Source organism: Dactylosporangium sp. NPDC049742, assembly GCF_040674675.1.
GTDB lineage: Bacteria > Actinomycetota > Actinomycetes > Mycobacteriales > Micromonosporaceae > Dactylosporangium > Dactylosporangium maewongense.
In genome coordinates, this window is the sequence record NZ_JBFANF010000005.1 from 310,724 (window position 1) to 328,677 (window position 17,954).

Genomic DNA, 17,954 nt, shown 5'->3' on the forward strand with positions numbered 1-17,954 from the left:
GCGGCGGGCCTACCGCAGGAAGTCGACCAGCGAAGGCTGGATCACCTTCGCGGTGGCGGCGAGAGCGGCCTGGTAGGCGGTCTGCTGCAGGGCGAGTTCGGTGATCGTCTTCGGCAGGTCGATGTCCTCGACATCGGACAGCTGCGCCTTGAGATCGAGCACCCGGTTCTGGGCGGTTTGTTGCATTTCGGACACTTGATTGTATCTGGAGCCGACTCCGGAGAGGCCCGCCTGGATGCGTTTCTGCGCCGTGTCGACCTCGGCGAGGTCCGACTGCAGGCCCGCGGGATTGTTGCGCAGGTGGTCGGCGATCGAGCCGAGAAGCTTGAACACGTTGCCGTTGCCGGCCTCCGGGCCGAAGACGTCCTCGGCGCCGGTGTCGACGCGGACGGTGGCGTTACCGCTGATCGTACGGTTGATCTTACCGTCGTCGCCCTTGTAGTCGCCGTTCTTGTCGTAAGCGATCGCGCCGGGGGTGCTGCCGCCGAAGATCGGCCGGTCGAGGTACGTGGTGTTCGAGAGGTTGATCATCGAGTCGCGCAGGTTGTCGACCTCCAGCGCGATCGCCTCGCGCGCCTCCGGGCTGCCGGCCGAGCCGCTCGACAGACCGGAGAGCACCAGCTCGCGCGCGCGGTTCATCTGCGTCGAGGCGCTCTTCAGGGCCGTGTCGGCCATGTTCAGCCATCCCATTCCGTCGTCGGCGTTGCGCGAGTACTGGTTGAGCGTCGCCACGTCGGCACGGTGCTGCATCGCGATCACCGCGCCGCCGGGCGAGTCCGACGCCTTGGTGATGAGCTTGCCGCTGGACAGCTGGTTCTGCAGCTGCTGGTTGCGCGACAGATTGACCTGAAGGTTCGCCAGCGTGTTGCTGGCCATGGAGCGTTCCGTGACGCGGAAGCCGGGCATCCGTTCCCCTACCGTTTCATGTTGATCAGCGAGTCGAGCGTGCTGTCGACCACCGAGATGACCTTCGCCGCCGCCTCGTACGCGCGCTGGAACTGCAGCATGTTGGTCATCTCCTCGTCGAGGCTGACGCCGGACCCCGCCTGCTCGGCGGCGGTCACGTCGTCGGAGATGACCTGCTGGGCGTCGGCGCGCCGGTTGACCGTCTGCGCCGCGATGCCGATGTCGACCACGTAGTTGCGGTACGTGACGTCGGCGCCCGTCTGGTCCTTCGCGAGGTCCGCCAGCGCGGTCGCGTTGTCGCCCTGGAACGGGTTGCTCGACGTGCTGGACGCGGCGACCTTCGTCGGGTCGGTGATCGCCACGCCGATGTCCCGGGCGTTCGTGCCGGAGAAGAAGTCACCGCCCTGCTGCGGCGTCGGGACCGTGGCGGGCGGCACCACGGTGATGTCCCAGCCCTGGGCGTGCTGGTCGTTGACGGTCTGGATGAGCAGGCCGGCGACCGTGTCGAGGCCCGTCACCGCGTTCGGGATGGTCGTGGTGAGCGACTCCAGCCGCGAGGCGATCCGGCCGGTGGAGATGGACACGGCCGTGCCGTCGCTGAAGGTCACCGTCGACGGCGCGACGAGCCGGCCGTCGACGGCGGGAGAGCCGGACGCGACCAGCTCGCGGGTCGTGTCGCCCTGCACCAGCACGGCGCCGGCGAGCAGCACGTCGGTGGTGCCGTCCTCCTTGGGCCGGGCGGTCGCGCCGGTCAGCTCCGACAGCCGCAGCACCAGCTGGTCGCGCTTGTCGGTCAGCTCGTTCGTCGGCATGTCGGCGACCTTCGCCAGGGCGATCCGGGCGTTGAGGTCGGCGACCGAGGCGGTGGTCTGGTTGACCACGTCGACGTCGGCGGTGAGCTGCTCGCGGGTGGCGGAGTACAGCTGCTCCAGGTTGGCCCGGGTGGTGCGCATCGACCCGGCGACCGTGTTGGCGCGGGAGAGCAGCTGGGTGCGGGCCGAGGTGTCGCCGGGGCGGTTCGCCACGTCGGACCAGGCCGACCAGTAGTCCGACAGCTGCGCCTGCAGCCCGGTGTCGCTGGGCTCGCCGAGCGCCTGCTCCACGTTGGCGTAGACGGTCTTCTGCGCCTGGAGGTACTCGTTGAGGCCGCGCTCGGAGCGGGTCCGGTTGGTCATGAACTCGTCGTGCAGCCGGGTGACGCCGGTGATCCTGACGCCGTCGCCGACGCCGGAGGACTGCGAGTAGCGGGCCGGCTCGGTCACGTTCTCGACCGGCGTGAGCTCCACCCGCTGCCGCGAATAGCCCTCGGTGTTGACGTTGGCGATGTTCTGGCCGGTGATGTCCAGCGCCCGGCGCTGCGCGTAGAGCGCGGACAGCGCGGTGTTCAGGCCGGAGAAGGTACTCATCTACATCGCCTCGTCAATCAGCCGGTTGCGGGGGGTCGAACCGACGGTCTGACCCTTCCGCCCGTAGGTCTCGACGGAACCCGCGACCGCCAGCATCGTCTCGCGGGCGGCCCGCGCGCCGGTGGTGAGGATGTCGCGGTTGGCCTCGGCGAGCGCGCTGACCTCGGCGGTCAGCGTCAGGAACGCCATGCGGTGCTGGTTGAGCAGGTCCGACCAGGGCGCCGGGGACGCCTCGGCGAGCTGGCTGAGGCTCGGGTTCGGGCCGAGCCCGAGGGAGGCGCCGATCGCCTCGACCTCGGCGGCCCGGACGACCTCCGTGCGCCGGATCTCCTCCAGCACGACCTCGACCTCGCGGGTGGCGTGCGCGAGCCATCGGGTGCGCCCACCGGCCAGCACCAGCTGCTCCTCCTCGAGCTTGAACAGCAGCAGCTCCAGCATCTCGCGTTCCCGCCACAGGATGCTCGCGAGATCCGCCAGCCCCATGCCCGCTCCGCCCTTCACCGTGTCATCGATCGCTTCACCCATAGAGGTCGGCAGGTCGATGAGGGGCTTGAGTACAACCTCCCCGCAACTTTGCGTCACCGCGACCTGCACCCGTGGCTACCGAGGCTGGTTCTCGACCAACTCCTGCCACGAAGAGGTTGCCGTGACTGTCACCAGCGAAGCCCAGACCGAGACCCGGACCTCCCTGAACGCCGCGGAACTGGACGCCGCCGTGCGCAGCCACCTGCCCCTCGTCGGGCACCTGGTGCGCGAGATGCTCGGCCGGCTGCCTACGCACGTGTCCCGCGAGGACCTGATCTCGGCCGGGATGGCGGCGCTCGCGCACGCCGCGAAGGGCTTCGACCCCAGCCGGGGCATCCCCTTCGGCAGCTTCGCCACCACCCGCATCCGCGGCGCCCTCCTCGACGAGCTGCGCGGCCTCGACTGGGCCAGCCGCTCCGTGCGCACCCGCGCCCGCAAGGTGGAGCTCGCCCAGCAGGAGCTGACCGCCGCACTGGGGCGCACGCCGACGCAGGCGGAGCTGGCCGAGTCGCTCGGCGTGGCGCCCGAGGAGCTGAAGTCGATCGGCGACGACGTGCAGCGCGCGGTCGTGCTGTCGCTGCAGGGCTTCACCGCCGGCACCGCCGAGGACCTCGTGCCGGAGCGGACCCCGGGCCCGGAGGACCTGATCCTGCACCGGGAGAAGATCGGCTACCTGCACCACGCCGTCAACGCTCTGCCGGAGCGGCTGCGGTACGTGGTCACCGCGTACTTCTTCCAGGAGCGGCCGATGACCGACATCGCCGCGGAGCTGGGCGTCACCGAGTCGCGGATCAGCCAGCTGCGCTCCGAGGCGCTCGTGCTGCTGCGCGACGGGCTCAACAACCACCTGGACCCGCAGCTGCTGACCGCCCCGGAGCGGGGCAACGGCTGCGTCGCCCGCCGGCGGGAGGCGTACTACAGCCAGATCGCGCGACAGGGCGACCTGAGCGCCCGGCTGGCGCACACGACGGCGCTCGGTATGCCCACCTCCGGCCTGGGAGAGGCCGCCTGAGGACAACAACCTGTTAGCAACCCAGTGCGACCTCTTGTGTACCCAAAGTGACAGAGGCTGGATCTTGCCGGGGTTTCCCCGGCCCACGAAGACCCACTCCTGCCACGAAGAGGTTGCCGTGACTGTCACCATCCAGGAACGCAGCACCAGCACCACGACCGCCCGCGAGCGGGACGACCTCGTCCGCGCGCACCTGCCCCTCGTCGGGCACCTGGTGCGCGAGATGCTCGGCCGGCTGCCCGCCCACGTGTCCCGCGAGGACCTCGTGTCCGCCGGCATGGCCGCCCTCGCCCACGCCGCGAAGGGCTTCGACCCCGCCCGGGGTATCCCCTTCGGCAGCTTCGCCACCACCCGCATCCGCGGCGCCCTCCTCGACGAGCTGCGCGGCCTCGACTGGGCCAGCCGCTCCGTGCGCACCCGCGCCCGCAAGGTCGAGACGACCACCCAGGAGCTGACCGCCGCCCTCGGCCGGACGCCGACCCAGACGGAGCTCGCCGAGGCCCTCGGGATCGCGCCGGAAGAGCTCAAGACGATCGACGACGACGTCCAGCGGGCCGTGGTGCTGTCGCTGCAGGGCTTCACCGCCGGCACCGCCGAGGACCTCGTCCCCGAGCGGACCCCCGGGCCCGAGGACCTGATCCTGCACCGCGAGCGGATCGGCTACCTGCACCACGCGATCGGCGCACTGCCCGAGCGGCTGCGCGCGGTCGTCACGGCGTACTTCTTCGAGGAGCGCCCGATGAACGACATCGCCCGCGAGCTGGGCGTGACGGAGAGCCGGGTCAGCCAGCTGCGGGCGGAGGCGCTCATGCTGCTCCGCGACGGGCTCAACAACCATCTCGACCCGCACCTGCTGGACGCGCAGGAGCGCGCCGGCGGCTGCGTCGCGCGCCGGCGGGAGGCCTACTACAGCCAGATCGCCGGCCAGGGCGACCTGAGCGCCCGGCTGGCGCACACGACGGCCCTCGGCATCCCGTTCAACCTCTGACCGAAAGCCCCGGTTCCGCTGCGGAACCGGGGCTTTCGCAGTTATAGTTGAGTTGCGGAATATTTCCTCCGCAGATTCCTCATGCCCCGGACGCTGACGCCGATGTCACCGGCGAGCGAGCCAAGGACGGCTCGCGCACCACGGCCCGGATCAAGGAGGAATCACCATGGGTCTTCGTATCAACAACAACATCGCCGCGCAGAACGCGTACCGGAACCTGTCGACGACCGACAGCCAGATGAGCAAGTCGCTGGAGCGCCTGTCGTCCGGTTACCGGATCAACCGCGCGGCCGACGACGCGGCGGGCCTGTCGATCAGTGAGGGCCTGCGTTCCCAGATCGGCGGCCTGAAGGTCGCGGTGCGCAACGCGCAGGACGGCATCTCGGTCGTGCAGACCGCTGAAGGCGCGCTCACCGAGACGCACTCCATCCTGCAGCGCATGCGCGACCTCTCCGTTCAGGCGTCGTCCACGGGTTCGCAGGACACCGATGCGCGCACGGCCGCGCAGACCGAGTTCACTCAGCTGAACGCCGAGCTCGACCGCATCTCCACCACCACGTCCTTCGGCGGCCAGAAGCTGCTCGACCCGGCGGGCGCCTACACGGGCACCTTCCAGGTCGGCGCCAACACGTCGACGGCGGACTCCATCGCCGTGGACCTCGGCACCGCCGCCTTCGGCAGCGTCACCGGCGTGACGGGCTTCGACTCGACCGGGCTCGGCACCGCCGGGCTCAGCCTGGTGACCGGCGCCTCGGCCGCCATCACCGCGATCGACACCGCCATCAAGGGCGTGTCGACCGCCCGGGCGACGCTCGGTGCGTACCAGAACCGGTTCGAGCACACGATCAACAACCTCAACACCACGGTGGAGAACCTGTCCGCGTCCGAGTCCCGCATCCGCGACACGGACATGGCCCAGGAGATGGTGTCCTTCACCCGCTCGCAGATCCTGACCCAGGCCGGCACCAGCATGCTCGCCCAGGCCAACCAGGCGCCGCAGAACGTCCTGTCCCTGCTGCGCTGACAGATCCCCCCAACCACACGGACAACACACACACGCACCATCCTCCTCAGTCGATGACACACGGCGGCGCCCCCACCCACGGGGGCGCCGCCACTGTTTTTGCCGGGAAATTCCTGCCCAGAAGCCTTATGCGGCACGACCGTGTGCCGATGTTGAGAACGACCGGGCCACGGATGGCCCGGCCAGTGACCCGATTCAAGGAGGAACTTCATGGGTCTTCGCATCAACAACAACATCGCTGCTCAGAACGCCTACCGTAACCTGTCGGTCACGGACGGCCAGATGAGCAAGTCGCTGGAGAGGCTGTCGTCGGGTTACCGGATCAACCGTGCCGCCGACGACGCGGCAGGTCTCTCGATCAGCGAGGGTCTTCGGTCCCAGATCGGCGGCCTGAAGGTCGCGGTGCGCAACGCGCAGGACGGCATCTCGGTCGTGCAGACCGCTGAAGGTGCTCTCACCGAGACGCACTCGATCCTGCAGCGTATGCGTGACCTCTCCGTTCAGGCGTCGTCCACGGGTTCGCAGGACACCGATGCGCGCACGGCCGCGCAGACCGAGTTCACTCAGCTGAACGCTGAGCTGGACCGGATCGCGACCACCACGTCGTTCGGCGGGCAGAAGCTGCTCGACCCGACGGCAAGCTACACGGGTACTTTCCAGGTCGGCGCCAACACGGCGTCCGCCGATCAGATCGCGGTCGACCTCGGCACCGCCGCCTTCGGTGGGGTCGCCGTTACCGGCTTCGACTCGACCGGCCTCGGGGTCGACTCGCTCGACCTCGTGACGGGAGCGTCGGCGGCCATCACCGCGATCGACACGGCGATCAAGGGTATTTCGACCGCTCGGGCCACGCTCGGTGCATACCAGAACCGGTTCGAGCACACCATCAACAACCTGAACACAGCCGTGGAGAACCTGTCCGCCTCGGAGTCGCGCATCCGGGACACGGACATGGCCTCCGAGATGGTGTCGTTCACCCGCTCGCAGATCCTGACCCAGGCCGGCACGAGCATGCTGGCCCAGGCCAACCAGGCGCCGCAGAACGTCCTCTCCCTGCTGCGCTAGAGGAGCTGGAGTCGATGGCCTGACGAGGGCATGACAGGGCACGGCACCCACCCAGGGCGCCGTGCCCTGCCAGTCTCCAGCCGCCCCACCGCGAGCGGCGGGTCCCGCGCGGGGGGTTCCCACCCCGCGGCCCCCCATGCGCCGCTGCGCGGCGCACTCAAGCCTTTCTCCTCAACTCCTTTCAAACTCGGCCGATCTGCCCCGTGAACAGGCCACGGAGGGCCGGACCGAGCTCAAGGAGGAACTGTCATGGGGCTCAGGATCAACAACAACATCGCCGCGCAGAACTCCTACCGGAACCTGTCGGTGACCGACAACCAGATGAGCAAGTCGCTGGAGAAGCTGTCGTCCGGCTTCCGGATCAACCGGGCCGCGGACGACGCGGCCGGCCTCTCCATCAGCGAAGGCCTGCGCTCGCAGATCGGCGGCCTGAAGGTCGCGGTCCGCAACGCGCAGGACGGCATCTCGGTCGTGCAGACCGCTGAAGGCGCGCTCACCGAGACGCACTCCATCCTGCAGCGCATGCGCGACCTGTCCGTGCAGGCGTCCTCGACCGGTTCGCAGGACTCCGACGCGCGGACCGCCGCGCAGACCGAGTTCACGCAGCTGAACGAGGAGCTGAACCGGATCGCGACCACCACCGCCTTCGGCGGGCAGAAGCTGCTCGACCCGACGGCAAGCTACACGGGTACTTTCCAGGTCGGCGCCAACACGGCGTCCGCGGACCAGATCACGGTCAGTCTCGGCACCGCCGCCTTCGGCGGGGTCGCCGTGACCGGCTTCGACTCGACCGGCCTGGGGACCGACGCGCTGGACCTGGTGACCAACGCCTCCGCGGCGATCACCGCGATCGACACGGCCATCAAGGGCGTGTCGACCGCCCGGGCGACGCTCGGTGCGTACCAGAACCGGTTCGAACACACCATCAACAACCTGAACGTCGCCGTGGAGAACCTGTCCGCGTCCGAGTCCCGGATCCGGGACACGGACATGGCCCAGGAGATGGTCTCGTTCACGAGATCGCAGATCCTGACCCAGGCCGGCACCAGCATGCTGGCCCAGGCCAACCAGGCGCCGCAGAACGTGCTGTCGCTGTTGCGCTGACAGCGCTCGTAAGGCGGGGAGGGGACCGAGGTTTCCTCCCCGCACGCGTGTTTCGCAGTTCTTCTGCAGTTCTTCTAGGGGGTTCCACCATGGGTAGCGTCGACGGCCTGATCTCGGGCATGAGCACCTCGTCGGTCATCAGCGGGCTGATGCAGGTCGAGGCCGCCCCACAGACCGCCCTCAAGGCCAAGGTGGCCACGCAGCAGAAGGTCGTCACCGCGTACCAGGGCATCAACACCAAGATGAAGGCCCTGCTCACCGCGTCCAAGGCGCTGGTGGACCCCACCGCCTGGAAGGGCGGCGTCGCCACGTCGAGCTCGGACGCCGCCACCGCGACCACGACGTCGACCGGCGCGCAGAGCGGTGCGCTGTCCTTCCGCGTGAACAAGCTGGCCGCCGCCCACGCGGTCGTCTTCAACAGCACGGTCGCCGCGACCACCGACACGATCATGAGCGGCTCGTCGTTCCAGATCGACGTCAACGGCACGCCGAAGACGGTCAACGTCACCGACACGTCGCTCAAGGGCGTCGTCGACGCCATCAACAAGACCGCCGACCTCGGCGTGAAGGCCACCGCGTTCCAGGTCTCCCCCGGCCAGTACACGATGCAGCTCACGTCGACCACGACCGGCTCCGCCTCGACCTTCGACTTCACCAGCGGCGGCAACCCCTTCACCCTCGGCGCCGAGCAGATCGTCTCCACGGGCGCGGACGCCGAGCTGCTCGTCGGCGACCCGGCCACCCCGCTGAAGGTGACGTCGTCGACGAACACGTTCAAGGACCTGATGGACGGCCTGACCGTCACCGCCACGAAGGTGCAGCAGCCGACCGACCCGCCGGTGACCGTCACCGTCTCCCGCGACAACGAGGGCATCGCCGGCAAGGTCCAGGCCATGATCGACGCGGCGAACCAGGCGCTGTCGGAGATCTCCAGCCAGACCAAGAACAAGAGCGGCTCGGTCCCCGGCGGCCCCCTCGCCGGCAACAGCATCATGTCGCAGGTCGCCAGCAACGTGCTCAACACCGTCTCCGGCGGCACCGCCAGCAACGGCAGCTACAAGGACGTCGGCATCGAGCTGACCCGCGACGGCCAGCTCACGTTCGACAAGGCCAAGTTCATCGCGGCGCTCGACGCCGACCCGGAGAAGACGCAGGCGCTCTTCATCGACACCGCCCAGACGGACGTCACCCTGAAGACGGGCCTCGCCGACAAGCTGTCCGGCGTGGCGGACACCGCCACCCAGACCAACACCGGCACGCTGTCCCGGCTGATCACCAGTGGCAACGACGCGATCACGGACCTCAACCACCGCGTCGACGACTGGGACGTCCGGCTGCAGGCGCGGCAGGCGACGCTGCAGAAGCAGTTCGGCGCCATGGAGACCGCGCTCGGCAAGCTGAAGAACCAGGGCAGCTGGCTGTCCGGCCAGCTCGCCTCGCTCGGTTAGGTCCTGCTCCCCCTCAGGCCACTGGAGATCGAATGACCACACAAGCCCTGCGCAACCGCTACGTCAGCGACAGCGTCGCGACGGCTCCCCCGTCCCGGCTGCTCGTCATGCTGTACGACCGGCTGGTGCTCGACCTGATGATCGCCGGCCAGTCGCTGGAGGCGGGCGACAGGCCGACGGCGTCGGCGCGGATCCAGCACGCCCAGGAGATCATCATGGAGCTCCGGGCGACGCTGGACCCCACCGCGTGGAGCGGCGGGCCGGGCCTCGCCTCGCTGTACAGCTACCTGATCACCGAACTGGTCCAGGCCAACGTCACCGGTGACCGGAGCAAGGTCGAGGCCGTGCAGAGCTTCGCCGAGCAGTTGCGCGACGCGTGGCGGGAGGCGGCCGCGCAGGTGATCGGGTCCGGGCCGTGACCACCGCCCCCGGCGAGGCCGGCGGCGAGTGGGACGAGGCGTGGGTCGCGGCGCTCGACGCGATGGAGCTCGAGGCCGACGAGGTCGAGCAGATGCTGCGGCACCGCGACGTGCTGGAGGCCGCACCGGTGACGGCGGTGACGTTCAGCCCGCCGGAAGGGCTCGGCCCGCTGCCGATCGCGCTCGCGGACCGGGCGCGGCGGCTCGTACAACGGCAGCTCGACCTCTCCAGGGAGCTGACGATCGCGATCGCCGGCAACCGCCAGCAGGCGCGGCTGGTCAACCGGCTGCACCGCGAGGCGGCCGAGACCGTGCCCGTCTACGTGGACAACCGCACCTGAAGGATCCGGGGCGGAACAGCGCCCGCAACCGAAAAGCACTGCGAATGCGCCCGAAACTGCCGATGACATCGGCATGACCCACATCCCGGTGTCCGTGATCGTCGCCGCTGGGGGCAGCGCTGACGACTTCCACGCCTGCCTGCTGTCGCTGCGCGCCTCCCTCGGCCTGCGCGACGAGGTGGTCTGCGTGCTGCCGTCGGACCGCGCCGACCTGCGCGCCGACCTGCGCGGCGAGCAGTGGCTGAAGGTGATCGAGTCGCCCGCCGGGGCAGGGGCCGCCGCGCGGTGGGCCGCCGGCGTCGACGCGACCCGCCACCCGATCATCGTGCTCGTCGACGGTGACGTCGTGCTGTCCGCGCACTGGCTCGACCCCGTCCTGGAGCCCTTCGGCGACCCGTCCGTGGTCGCCACCGGCCCGCGCTGCCACAACAGCTTCGGCCCCCAGCAGGCCGAGCTGCCGAAGGAGGCGATGGCCAGCGCGGCGGCGTTCAAGTCGTTCGCCAGGCAGTGGCGGCAGGACCATCGCGGCGAGTTCAGCGACGTGGACCGGCTCGGGCCCGTGTGCGTGGCTATCCGCCGCGACGCGCTCGCGATCGCCGGCGGGCCGACCGCCGACCTGCCCTGGGACGGGCTCGCGGTGCAGGGGCGGGTCACCGTGGCGCACGCGGCGCTGGTGGCGCATGTGGCCTCGACGGACTGCGGGCTGCGCGGCGAGTTCACCGACGCGCCCGGCGCGCCGCTGATCAGCGCGGCGCTCATCGTGAAGGACGAGGCCGACGTGCTGGCCCGTTCCCTGGACGCGCTGCACGACCTGGTCGACGAGATCGTCGTCTACGACACCGGCTCGACCGACGACACGGTCGCGATCGCCCGCGCCCACGGCGCCCGGGTCGTCGAGGGGTACTGGAACGAGCACTTCGGCGACGCCCGCAACCGCTGCCTGGAGCACTGCCGCGGCACCTGGGCGCTGTGGGTCGACGCCGACGAGATCTTCACCGGCGACGCGAAGGCGGTGCGGGCGGCCGTCGCCGCCGGCGGCGACGCCCGGGCCTTCTTCGTCACCATCGACAACCAGGAGGGCCACGAGGGCGGCTCCGGGCACAGCACCATCTACTTCCCCCGGCTCTTCCGCAGGTCGCCGTCGCGCCTGTACGGGCGGCTGCACGAACAGGTCGTCGACCGGGTCACCGGGACCGCCATGGTCGGCCCGCAGCTGACCACGGCGGTGCTCACCCACGTCGGCTACACCGCGCTGCGCAGGACGGTGAAGAGCAAGGCGGAGCGCAACCTGCGGCTGGCGGAGCTCGCCGCGGAGGACGTCAGCGGGATCACCGCCATCGGCAACCTCGCCCGCGCCCAGATCGGCTCCGGGCACATCGACGAGGCCATCGAGACGTCCCGCCGCGGCCTGGAGCAGGCGAAGGAGAACAGCCACCGGGTCCTGTTCCTCAAGATCCTCGCCGACGCGTACCTCGCGCTGAAGCGCCTGACCGAGGCGAACGAGACCATCGAGGAACTGCGCAGGATCGCCAGCACCGCGTTCACCGTCGACGAGCACGAGGTCAAACTGCGCTTCGCCGAGGGCGACTACGAGCGGGCCCTGGAGATCGTCGCGGCGCTGCCGGAGTCGGGCATGAACGACCTGCTGTACGGCGTCGGCAAGGGCCGCTTCGCCGGGCTGCACATCGACGCGCTCAGCCGGCTGGACCGCAACCAGGAGGCGGCGGAGCAGCTGCGGCGGTCCCTGCGGGAGGGGCGGGTGCCGGTGCCGGTCGCCCGGATGGCGCAGGTGCTGGGCGCCGCCGACGGCAGTCTCGCGGAGGTCGCCGAGCTGCTGCCCCGCGAAGGGGTGCGCGGGCTGCTCTTCGGCATCGCGGAGGCGCCGCCGGAGGCCGCCGACGAGCTGCTGGAGGCGTTGTGGCGCCGGTACCCCGGCGAGCCGACGGTGCTGACCGTCGCGGCCCGGGTCGGTCGGCTGGTCCCGCTGATCCGGGCGATGGAGTGGTCGGCACGGCTGCGGCAGCACGGGTTCGCGGAGCGCTGCACGCTGCTCGCCCTGTCCGGCAACTCGCGGCGCACGCCACGGGAGCGGACCCTGGCGGCGGCGATCGCCCTGGAGATGTTCCACGACGAGGCCGCGCTGCCGCTGCTGAACGAGGCCCTCGCCGCGGTGCCCGACGACCAGAGCGCCCCGGTCCTGGAGGAGATGCGCATCCTCGCCCCGAAGGTGTCCGACTCCATCGAGCTCGCCGACGCCTGAGACACCGCTGACTGAGCACCGGCACGCAGACACCAACGCGCAGCAAGGCCGACCTGGCGGCACGTCGAACGGCCGGACGGTCAACCTCCGCCGACGGTCAACCTCCCCGGACATGTCCGCTGCGCGAACATGTCCGACATTTCGGTTATGTCGGTGAGCGGAGCGAGTCGACATAACCGAAGCAGCGCCGCGGAACCGAAGCAGCGTCCGCGGAACCGAAGCAGCGTCCGCGGAACCGAAGCAGCGCCGCGGAACCGAAGCAGCGCCGCGGAACAGCGGCCGGCACCGCCCCTTGTGGGACGGTGCCGGCCTTTGCGTGGCTGCGGGGTCAGCGGCCCGCGCCGACCAGCTCGCCCTCGATCACCGGGGCGGGCGGCCGCGGCACCTCGCGGGGGCGCATGAAGCGCGGCGCCCACCAGTTGGCGTTGCCGAGCAGGGTCATCAGCGAGGGCAGGACGACCGCGCGGATGATCGTCGCGTCGAGCAGGATCGCGGCGGCGAGGCCGACGCCGAGCTGCTTCATGTCGATGGTGCTCAGGGTCGCGAAGATGGAGAACACCGCCACCATCACGATCGCCGCGCTGGTGACCACGCCGGCGGAGCCCGTGATGCCGTGCGCCACCGCGTCGCGGGTCGGCATGCCCTGCTTGACCGCCTCGCGGATGCGGCTGACGACGAAGACGTGGTAGTCCATCGACAGGCCGAACAGCACCACGAAGAGGAACAGCGGCAGCCACGACACGACCGCGTCCATGGACGTGAAGCCCAGGATGCCCTCCGCCCAGGTGCCCTGGAAGATCAGGACGACCAGGCCGTAGGACGCGCCGGCGGAGAGCAGGTTGAGCGCGATCGAGGTGACCGCGACGACCACCGAGCGGAACGTGAAGGCCATCACCAGGAAGGTCAGCACCAGCACGAACCCGACGACCAGCGGCAGCTTGTGCTTGACGTGGTCGGCGTAGTCGACGTCGGCGCCGACGAACCCGCCGACGGCGGCGTCCGAGCCCGCCTTCACGCCCGGCACCTTGCCGACGGTCTGTGGGACCATGACCTCCCGCAGCTTGTCGAGGGACTCCTTCGCCTGCTCGGAGCGGCCGGCGAACGGGGTGGCGACGTCGAGCACGGCGACCTTGCCGTCCGCGGACACCTCGACGTCGGGCGCCTCGTCCAGCGGCGCGAACAGCGGGTCGGCCGCGGCCGCCTTCGCCAGCTCGGTCAGCGCGGCCTTCGTGGCGTCGAGCTGGCCGGCCGGGACGCGGACGGCGACGGTGTGCACGGTGCCGTTGCTGGGGTACGCCTTCACGAGCCGGTCGTAGGCCTGCATCGCGGGCGTGGTGCGCGGCAGGTCCTCCATGCCGGGGAAGCTCAGCCGCATGCTCAGCGCCGGCGCGGCGAGCGCCAGCAGCGCCAGGACCGAGATCGCCAGCGTGGCCACCGGGCGGCGCAGGGCGGGCCGGAGGATGAAGCTCCAGACCTTCGACTGGCCCTCACCCTCGGCGCGGGGCCGGGTGAGGCGCCACAGCACCGGGACGCGGGGCCGGTCGATCCAGCGGCCCAGCTTCGACAGCAGCGCCGGCAGGACGGTCAGCGAGCCGATCACGGAGACAAGCACGACCAGGATCGAGCCGACGGCGAGGGACGAGAAGACCACGTCACCGGCGAGGAACAGGCCCGCCATCGCGATCGTGACGGCGACGCCGGAGACGACGACCGCGTGCCCGGACGTCTCGGCCGCGATCTCGACGGCGTCGAGGTGCTTGCGGCCCTTCGCCCGTTCCTCTCGCTCCCGGCGCAGGTAGAACAGGGAGTAGTCGACGCCGACGGCCATGCCGATGAGCAGGATGACGCTGGCGGTGGTGTCGGTCGACGGCACCAGGTGCGAGGCGAGCGTCGAGAGGCCGAGCGCGGCCGCGACCGACGACAGCGCCAGCAGCACCGGCACGCCGGCGGCGATGAGCGCGCCGAACGCGACGATGAGGATCGCGAACGTCACCGGCAGGCTGAGGAACTCGGCCCGCTGGAAGTCCTTGCCGAGCGTGTCGTCCATGGCCTGGCCGATGGACTCGCCGCCGGTCTCCTCGACCCGCAGCCCGGGGTGGGCGCGCTGCACGCCGGAGGTGGCGTCGCGCAGCTTGCCGACGCGGTCCTGGGCGGTCTCGGGGTCGCCGCTCATGGTGACCCGGACCAGCAGCGCGCTGCCGTCGTGGGAGGGCAGCGGGTCGCTCACCGAGGCGACCTCGGGCAGCGCCTTCATCGCGGTCGCCACGTCGGCGGCGGCCTTGTCCGCGGCCGTCCTGTCCAGGGCGCCGGACAGCGGGGTGATGAGGATGCTCTCCGTCGCCGGGTTGTCGAAGTGGCCCTCGTTGACGATGACGTCGGCCCGGCCGGACTCGCCGATGGCCTGGTCGGAGTTGCTCGCCTCGACGGTGCCCGCCATGTTCCCGCCGATGAAGCAGACAGCGACGAACACGACCCACAGAGCGATTGCGCGCCAAGGGTGCTCCGCGCTCCAGCGCGCCACCCGTACGGTAACTGGTCTCTTCTCCACGCAAGAGACGCTATGGATTCCGCGCCCCGCGAACATCCGGGCTGCACCCGACCCGCACCCGGATTCGGGCATTGGGGGTTTTCCCCGAGGCCGATTTCCTCAACCCGGGCCGACATACGCCGATGGCTCCAATGAGCAAGGATCGCTCACTCCAGGGGCCAGGGACCGGCGACACACCGCAACAAGCCGTTTTTCGGTGGACGGGAGCGTCCCAGCCGTGTTCGAAGACGTCACGTCGGTCACCCTGCACAGCGCCCTGACGGGGCTGGCGAAACGGCAGCGGGTGATCGCCGACAACATCGCCAACATCGAGACGCCCGGCTTCCTCGCCGGGCGGGTGTCCTTCGAGGACTCCCTGCGCACCGCCGTCGAGGCCGGCCGGCCGCAGGACACGACGATCGGCGTGGCCCGGTCGCTGGAGCCGACCCGCGAGGACGGCAACAACGTCAACCTCGACCACGAGGTCCTCTCCAACATCGACACCGGTCTGCGGTACCAGACGATGCTGCGCGGCGTGGACGACAAGTTCGGCCTCCTGCGGACCGCGATCAGGGGCTGATGATGACCATCTTCAGCGCCATCGGCATCGCCGGCACGGGCGTCACCGTCTACCGCAAGTGGCTGGACGCGGTCGCCGACAACGTCGCCAACATGAACGACGCGCAGTCGACGTCGGGCCAGGTGTTCCGCGCCCGCTACGTGCAGGCCCGAGCCGTCGACTACGGCACCGGGGAAGGCGGCGCGGTCGTGGCCGGCACCGCGCTGGGAGATCCGAAGGGGCGCCTGGTGTACGAGCCGGAGAACCCGCTCGCCGACCGGGAGGGCTACGTCAAGTACCCCGACATCGACCTCGGCTCGCAGATGACACAGATGATCATGGCGCAGCGCGCCTACCAGGCGAACCTCACGGTGGTCGACCGGGCGAAGGACGCCTACCAGGCCGCGATCCAGATCGGGAAGGGCTGATCATGACCATCGACGCCGTCGGGGCCGTCAGTGCCCTTCCCGCGCTCCCGCCGATCTCCGCGTCCGACTCGAGCGCCCCGTCGTCCTCCGGCACCGACTTCGGCGCCATGGTCGCGCAGGGCCTCCAGCGGCTGCAGCAGGTGCAGGACAACGCCGACCACCTCGCCGTGCAGGCCGCCACCGGCAGCCTGACCGACGTGCACGACTACATGATCGCCGCGACCGAGGCGAACCTCGCGACCAGCCTCACCGTCGCCGTGCGCAACCGGGCCCTTGAGTCCTTCAACGAGATCATGAGGATGCAGGCCTGATGCGTGACCGGCTCACCGCCCTCATGCGGCGGGGGACCGACGGCTGGAAGGCCTTCACCCCCGGGCAGCGGGCGGTCACGATCGTCGCCGTGCTCGCCCTGGCGATCGGCGGGTACTTCTTCGCGACCTGGGCCGGCAAACCGACCATGGCGCCGCTGTTCTCGAACCTGGCCGCCGCCGACGCGAGCGCGATCGTCGACAAGCTCAACGCCGACGGCGTCACCTACACGCTGTCCGACGGCGGCAGCACCATCAACGTGCCCAGCGACCAGGTGTACAGCCTGCGGATCTCGATGAGCGGGGCCGGCCTGCCCGCCGCGGGCGACGCCGGCTACTCACTGCTGGACAAGCAGGGCATCATGACCAGCGAGTTCATGCAGCAGGTCACGTACCGCCGGGCCCTGGAAGGCGAGCTCGGCAAGACGATCGAGGCGATCAACGGCGTCAACAAGGCCACCGTGCACCTCGCGATCCCGCAGAAGGACGTCTTCACCGACGACCAGGTCGCGCCGACCGCGTCGGTGCTCGTCGACACCGGCACGAAACCGTTGCCGGGCGGCGCCGTCACGTCGATCGTGCACCTGGTGTCCTCCAGCGTCGAGGGGCTCGAACCGGACGCGGTCACGGTCGTCGGCGCCAACGGCAAGGTCCTGTCCGGCACCGGCGACGGTCCGGGGTCCGCCCCGGACGGGCAGTCCGGCCAGACGACCGCCTTCGAGCAGCGGCTCAACGGCGCGCTGCAGAACATGCTCGACACCGTCGTCGGGCCGGGGCACTCCGTCGTGCAGGTGACGGCCGACCTCGACTTCGACGCGACCGAGACCAAGACGCAGAAGTACGTCGCGGACCCGGCCGTGCCGCCGCTGTCGGAGTCCAAGTCGTCCGAGCAGTACACGGGCGGCAACGGCACCCCGGTCGGCGGCGTCCTCGGCCCGGACAACATCCAGGTCCCCAACGGCACCGGCGCCGGCGGCGACGGGACCTACCAGCAGTCCACCGAGACCCGCAACAACGCGGTCGGCATGGTCACCGAGACGAAGAAGACCGCGCCCGGCGCGGTGCGCAAGCTCGCCGTCGCCGTCATCGTCGACAGCTCCGTGGCGAAGGTCGACGAGGCGCAGCTGCAACAGCTCGTCTCCTCCGCCGTCGGCCTCGACGCGACCCGCGGCGACCAGATCGCGGTCAGCTCGATGGCGTTCGACACGACCAAGGCCACCGCCGAGCAGAACGAGCAGGCGGAGGCCGCGAAGGCCGAGAAGAGCGAGCTGCAGCAGAAGTACATCCAGATGGGCCTGATCATCCTGGCCCTGCTGGTCCTGCTGATCGTCGCGGCGATCTCCAACCGCCGCCGGCGCAAGCGGGAGAAGGTGCAGCTGACCGAGCAGCAGAACGCGGCTCTGGAGGAGATGCAGGCGGCGATCGAGGCGGCCCGCGCCAAGCTCGCCCTGGAGGGGCACGGCGGCATCGGCGGCGCCCACGAGCTCGAGGGTGCCGGCGGGCCCGGCGAGGAGTTCGACCGCGACGGGCGCTTCCGGGACATCACCCAGATGGTCGAGAAGCAACCCGACGAGGTCGCGCAGCTGCTGCGCGGCTGGCTCGCCGACCGGCGCGGCTGAGCGGGCCGGTTGACC

The 17,954-nt window shown here is 70.3% G+C and carries 17 protein-coding genes; 13 read left to right on the plus strand and 4 right to left on the minus strand.

The features are described from left to right. Positions 1-9: 9 nt before the first annotated feature. Genes flgL through flgN form a run of 3 tightly spaced genes read right to left on the minus strand, consistent with a single transcriptional unit; the run spans position 10 to position 2,795 of the window. Positions 10-906 carry a flagellar hook-associated protein FlgL gene (gene flgL / locus AB0J72_RS10035; RefSeq protein ID WP_363397006.1) on the minus strand — a complete coding sequence of 299 codons (897 nt, stop codon included), beginning with the start codon at positions 904-906 and terminating at the stop codon, positions 10-12. An 8-nt stretch (positions 907-914) separates the two neighbouring features. After that, positions 915-2,312: a flagellar hook-associated protein FlgK gene (gene flgK / locus AB0J72_RS10040; RefSeq protein WP_363397009.1), complete on the minus strand. Its 1,398-nt coding sequence runs from the start codon at positions 2,310-2,312 to the stop codon at positions 915-917. After that, entirely contained in the window at positions 2,313-2,795 is a 483-nt protein-coding gene (gene flgN, locus AB0J72_RS10045) for a flagellar export chaperone FlgN (RefSeq protein ID WP_363397012.1), read from the minus strand. It lies immediately after the preceding gene. A 163-nt stretch (positions 2,796-2,958) separates the two neighbouring features. On the opposite strand from flgN, the gene AB0J72_RS10050 reads away from it, so the two are divergent. The 9 genes from AB0J72_RS10050 (at position 2,959) to AB0J72_RS10090 (ending at position 12,498) form a co-directional block, all read left to right on the plus strand. Then, positions 2,959-3,849, plus strand: coding sequence for a FliA/WhiG family RNA polymerase sigma factor (locus AB0J72_RS10050; RefSeq protein ID WP_363397015.1), 891 nt, complete (start codon positions 2,959-2,961; stop codon positions 3,847-3,849). Positions 3,850-3,967: 118 nt separating this feature from the next. After that, positions 3,968-4,837 (plus strand): FliA/WhiG family RNA polymerase sigma factor, encoded by an 870-nt coding sequence (locus AB0J72_RS10055; protein WP_363397018.1) that lies wholly within the window; start codon positions 3,968-3,970, stop codon positions 4,835-4,837. 166 nt (positions 4,838-5,003) lie between these two features. After that, on the plus strand, positions 5,004-5,861 hold the full coding sequence (locus tag AB0J72_RS10060) for a flagellin (protein WP_363397021.1): 858 nt from the start codon (positions 5,004-5,006) through the stop codon (positions 5,859-5,861). A gap of 210 nt (positions 5,862-6,071) precedes the next feature. Next, entirely contained in the window at positions 6,072-6,926 is an 855-nt protein-coding gene (locus AB0J72_RS10065) for a flagellin (protein WP_363397024.1), read from the plus strand. 249 nt (positions 6,927-7,175) lie between these two features. Further along, the gene (locus AB0J72_RS10070) at positions 7,176-8,030 is read left to right on the plus strand and encodes a flagellin (protein ID WP_363397027.1); all 855 of its coding nucleotides are present in this window, start codon (positions 7,176-7,178) and stop codon (positions 8,028-8,030) included. Between the two features lie 89 nt (positions 8,031-8,119). Continuing rightward, positions 8,120-9,478 carry a flagellar filament capping protein FliD gene (gene fliD / locus AB0J72_RS10075; RefSeq protein WP_363397030.1) on the plus strand — a complete coding sequence of 453 codons (1,359 nt, stop codon included), beginning with the start codon at positions 8,120-8,122 and terminating at the stop codon, positions 9,476-9,478. Between the two features lie 32 nt (positions 9,479-9,510). Further along, on the plus strand, positions 9,511-9,897 hold the full coding sequence (fliS, locus tag AB0J72_RS10080; protein WP_363397033.1) for a flagellar export chaperone FliS: 387 nt from the start codon (positions 9,511-9,513) through the stop codon (positions 9,895-9,897). Further along, the gene (locus AB0J72_RS10085) at positions 9,894-10,238 is read left to right on the plus strand and encodes a hypothetical protein (RefSeq protein ID WP_363397036.1); all 345 of its coding nucleotides are present in this window, start codon (positions 9,894-9,896) and stop codon (positions 10,236-10,238) included. Before fliS ends, AB0J72_RS10085 begins: the two co-directional genes overlap by 4 nt. Positions 10,239-10,311: 73 nt before the next feature. Continuing rightward, the gene (locus tag AB0J72_RS10090) at positions 10,312-12,498 is read left to right on the plus strand and encodes a glycosyltransferase (protein WP_363397039.1); all 2,187 of its coding nucleotides are present in this window, start codon (positions 10,312-10,314) and stop codon (positions 12,496-12,498) included. Positions 12,499-12,826: 328 nt separating this feature from the next. Here AB0J72_RS10090 and AB0J72_RS10095 read toward each other — a convergent pair whose 3' ends face one another. Next, entirely contained in the window at positions 12,827-14,968 is a 2,142-nt protein-coding gene (locus AB0J72_RS10095) for an MMPL family transporter (RefSeq protein ID WP_363397042.1), read from the minus strand. A 295-nt stretch (positions 14,969-15,263) separates the two neighbouring features. Here AB0J72_RS10095 and AB0J72_RS10100 point away from each other — a divergent pair, with 295 nt between their 5' ends. From AB0J72_RS10100 to fliF, 4 genes are read left to right on the plus strand one after another with little or no spacing between them, the layout of a single operon-like run. Further along, positions 15,264-15,605, plus strand: a complete 342-nt coding sequence (locus AB0J72_RS10100; protein WP_363397045.1) for a flagellar basal body protein — start codon at positions 15,264-15,266, stop codon at positions 15,603-15,605. Beyond that, positions 15,605-16,012 carry a flagellar basal body rod C-terminal domain-containing protein gene (locus AB0J72_RS10105; RefSeq protein WP_363397048.1) on the plus strand — a complete coding sequence of 136 codons (408 nt, stop codon included), beginning with the start codon at positions 15,605-15,607 and terminating at the stop codon, positions 16,010-16,012. Before AB0J72_RS10100 ends, AB0J72_RS10105 begins: the two co-directional genes overlap by 1 nt. Before the next feature lie 2 nt (positions 16,013-16,014). Then, entirely contained in the window at positions 16,015-16,323 is a 309-nt protein-coding gene (fliE, locus tag AB0J72_RS10110) for a flagellar hook-basal body complex protein FliE (RefSeq protein ID WP_360571445.1), read from the plus strand. After that, entirely contained in the window at positions 16,323-17,939 is a 1,617-nt protein-coding gene (fliF, locus tag AB0J72_RS10115) for a flagellar basal-body MS-ring/collar protein FliF (RefSeq protein ID WP_363397053.1), read from the plus strand. Before fliE ends, fliF begins: the two co-directional genes overlap by 1 nt. Positions 17,940-17,954: the final 15 nt, after the last annotated feature.

Bases quoted from the DNA above. Each gene is read 5' to 3' on its own strand.
- AB0J72_RS10065 (WP_363397024.1), top strand. From the start codon at position 6,072: ATGGGTCTTCGCATCAACAACAACATCGCTGCTCAGAACGCCTACCGT.
- AB0J72_RS10090 (WP_363397039.1), top strand. From the start codon at position 10,312: ATGACCCACATCCCGGTGTCCGTGATCGTCGCCGCTGGGGGCAGCGCT.
- flgK (WP_363397009.1), bottom strand. From the start codon at position 2,312: ATGAGTACCTTCTCCGGCCTGAACACCGCGCTGTCCGCGCTCTACGCG.
- AB0J72_RS10105 (WP_363397048.1), top strand. From the start codon at position 15,605: ATGATGACCATCTTCAGCGCCATCGGCATCGCCGGCACGGGCGTCACC.
- AB0J72_RS10070 (WP_363397027.1), top strand. From the start codon at position 7,176: ATGGGGCTCAGGATCAACAACAACATCGCCGCGCAGAACTCCTACCGG.
- fliF (WP_363397053.1), top strand. From the start codon at position 16,323: ATGCGTGACCGGCTCACCGCCCTCATGCGGCGGGGGACCGACGGCTGG.
- flgL (WP_363397006.1), bottom strand. From the start codon at position 906: ATGCCCGGCTTCCGCGTCACGGAACGCTCCATGGCCAGCAACACGCTG.
- fliS (WP_363397033.1), top strand. From the start codon at position 9,511: ATGACCACACAAGCCCTGCGCAACCGCTACGTCAGCGACAGCGTCGCG.
- fliD (WP_363397030.1), top strand. From the start codon at position 8,120: ATGGGTAGCGTCGACGGCCTGATCTCGGGCATGAGCACCTCGTCGGTC.
- fliE (WP_360571445.1), top strand. From the start codon at position 16,015: ATGACCATCGACGCCGTCGGGGCCGTCAGTGCCCTTCCCGCGCTCCCG.
- flgN (WP_363397012.1), bottom strand. From the start codon at position 2,795: ATGGGGCTGGCGGATCTCGCGAGCATCCTGTGGCGGGAACGCGAGATG.
- AB0J72_RS10060 (WP_363397021.1), top strand. From the start codon at position 5,004: ATGGGTCTTCGTATCAACAACAACATCGCCGCGCAGAACGCGTACCGG.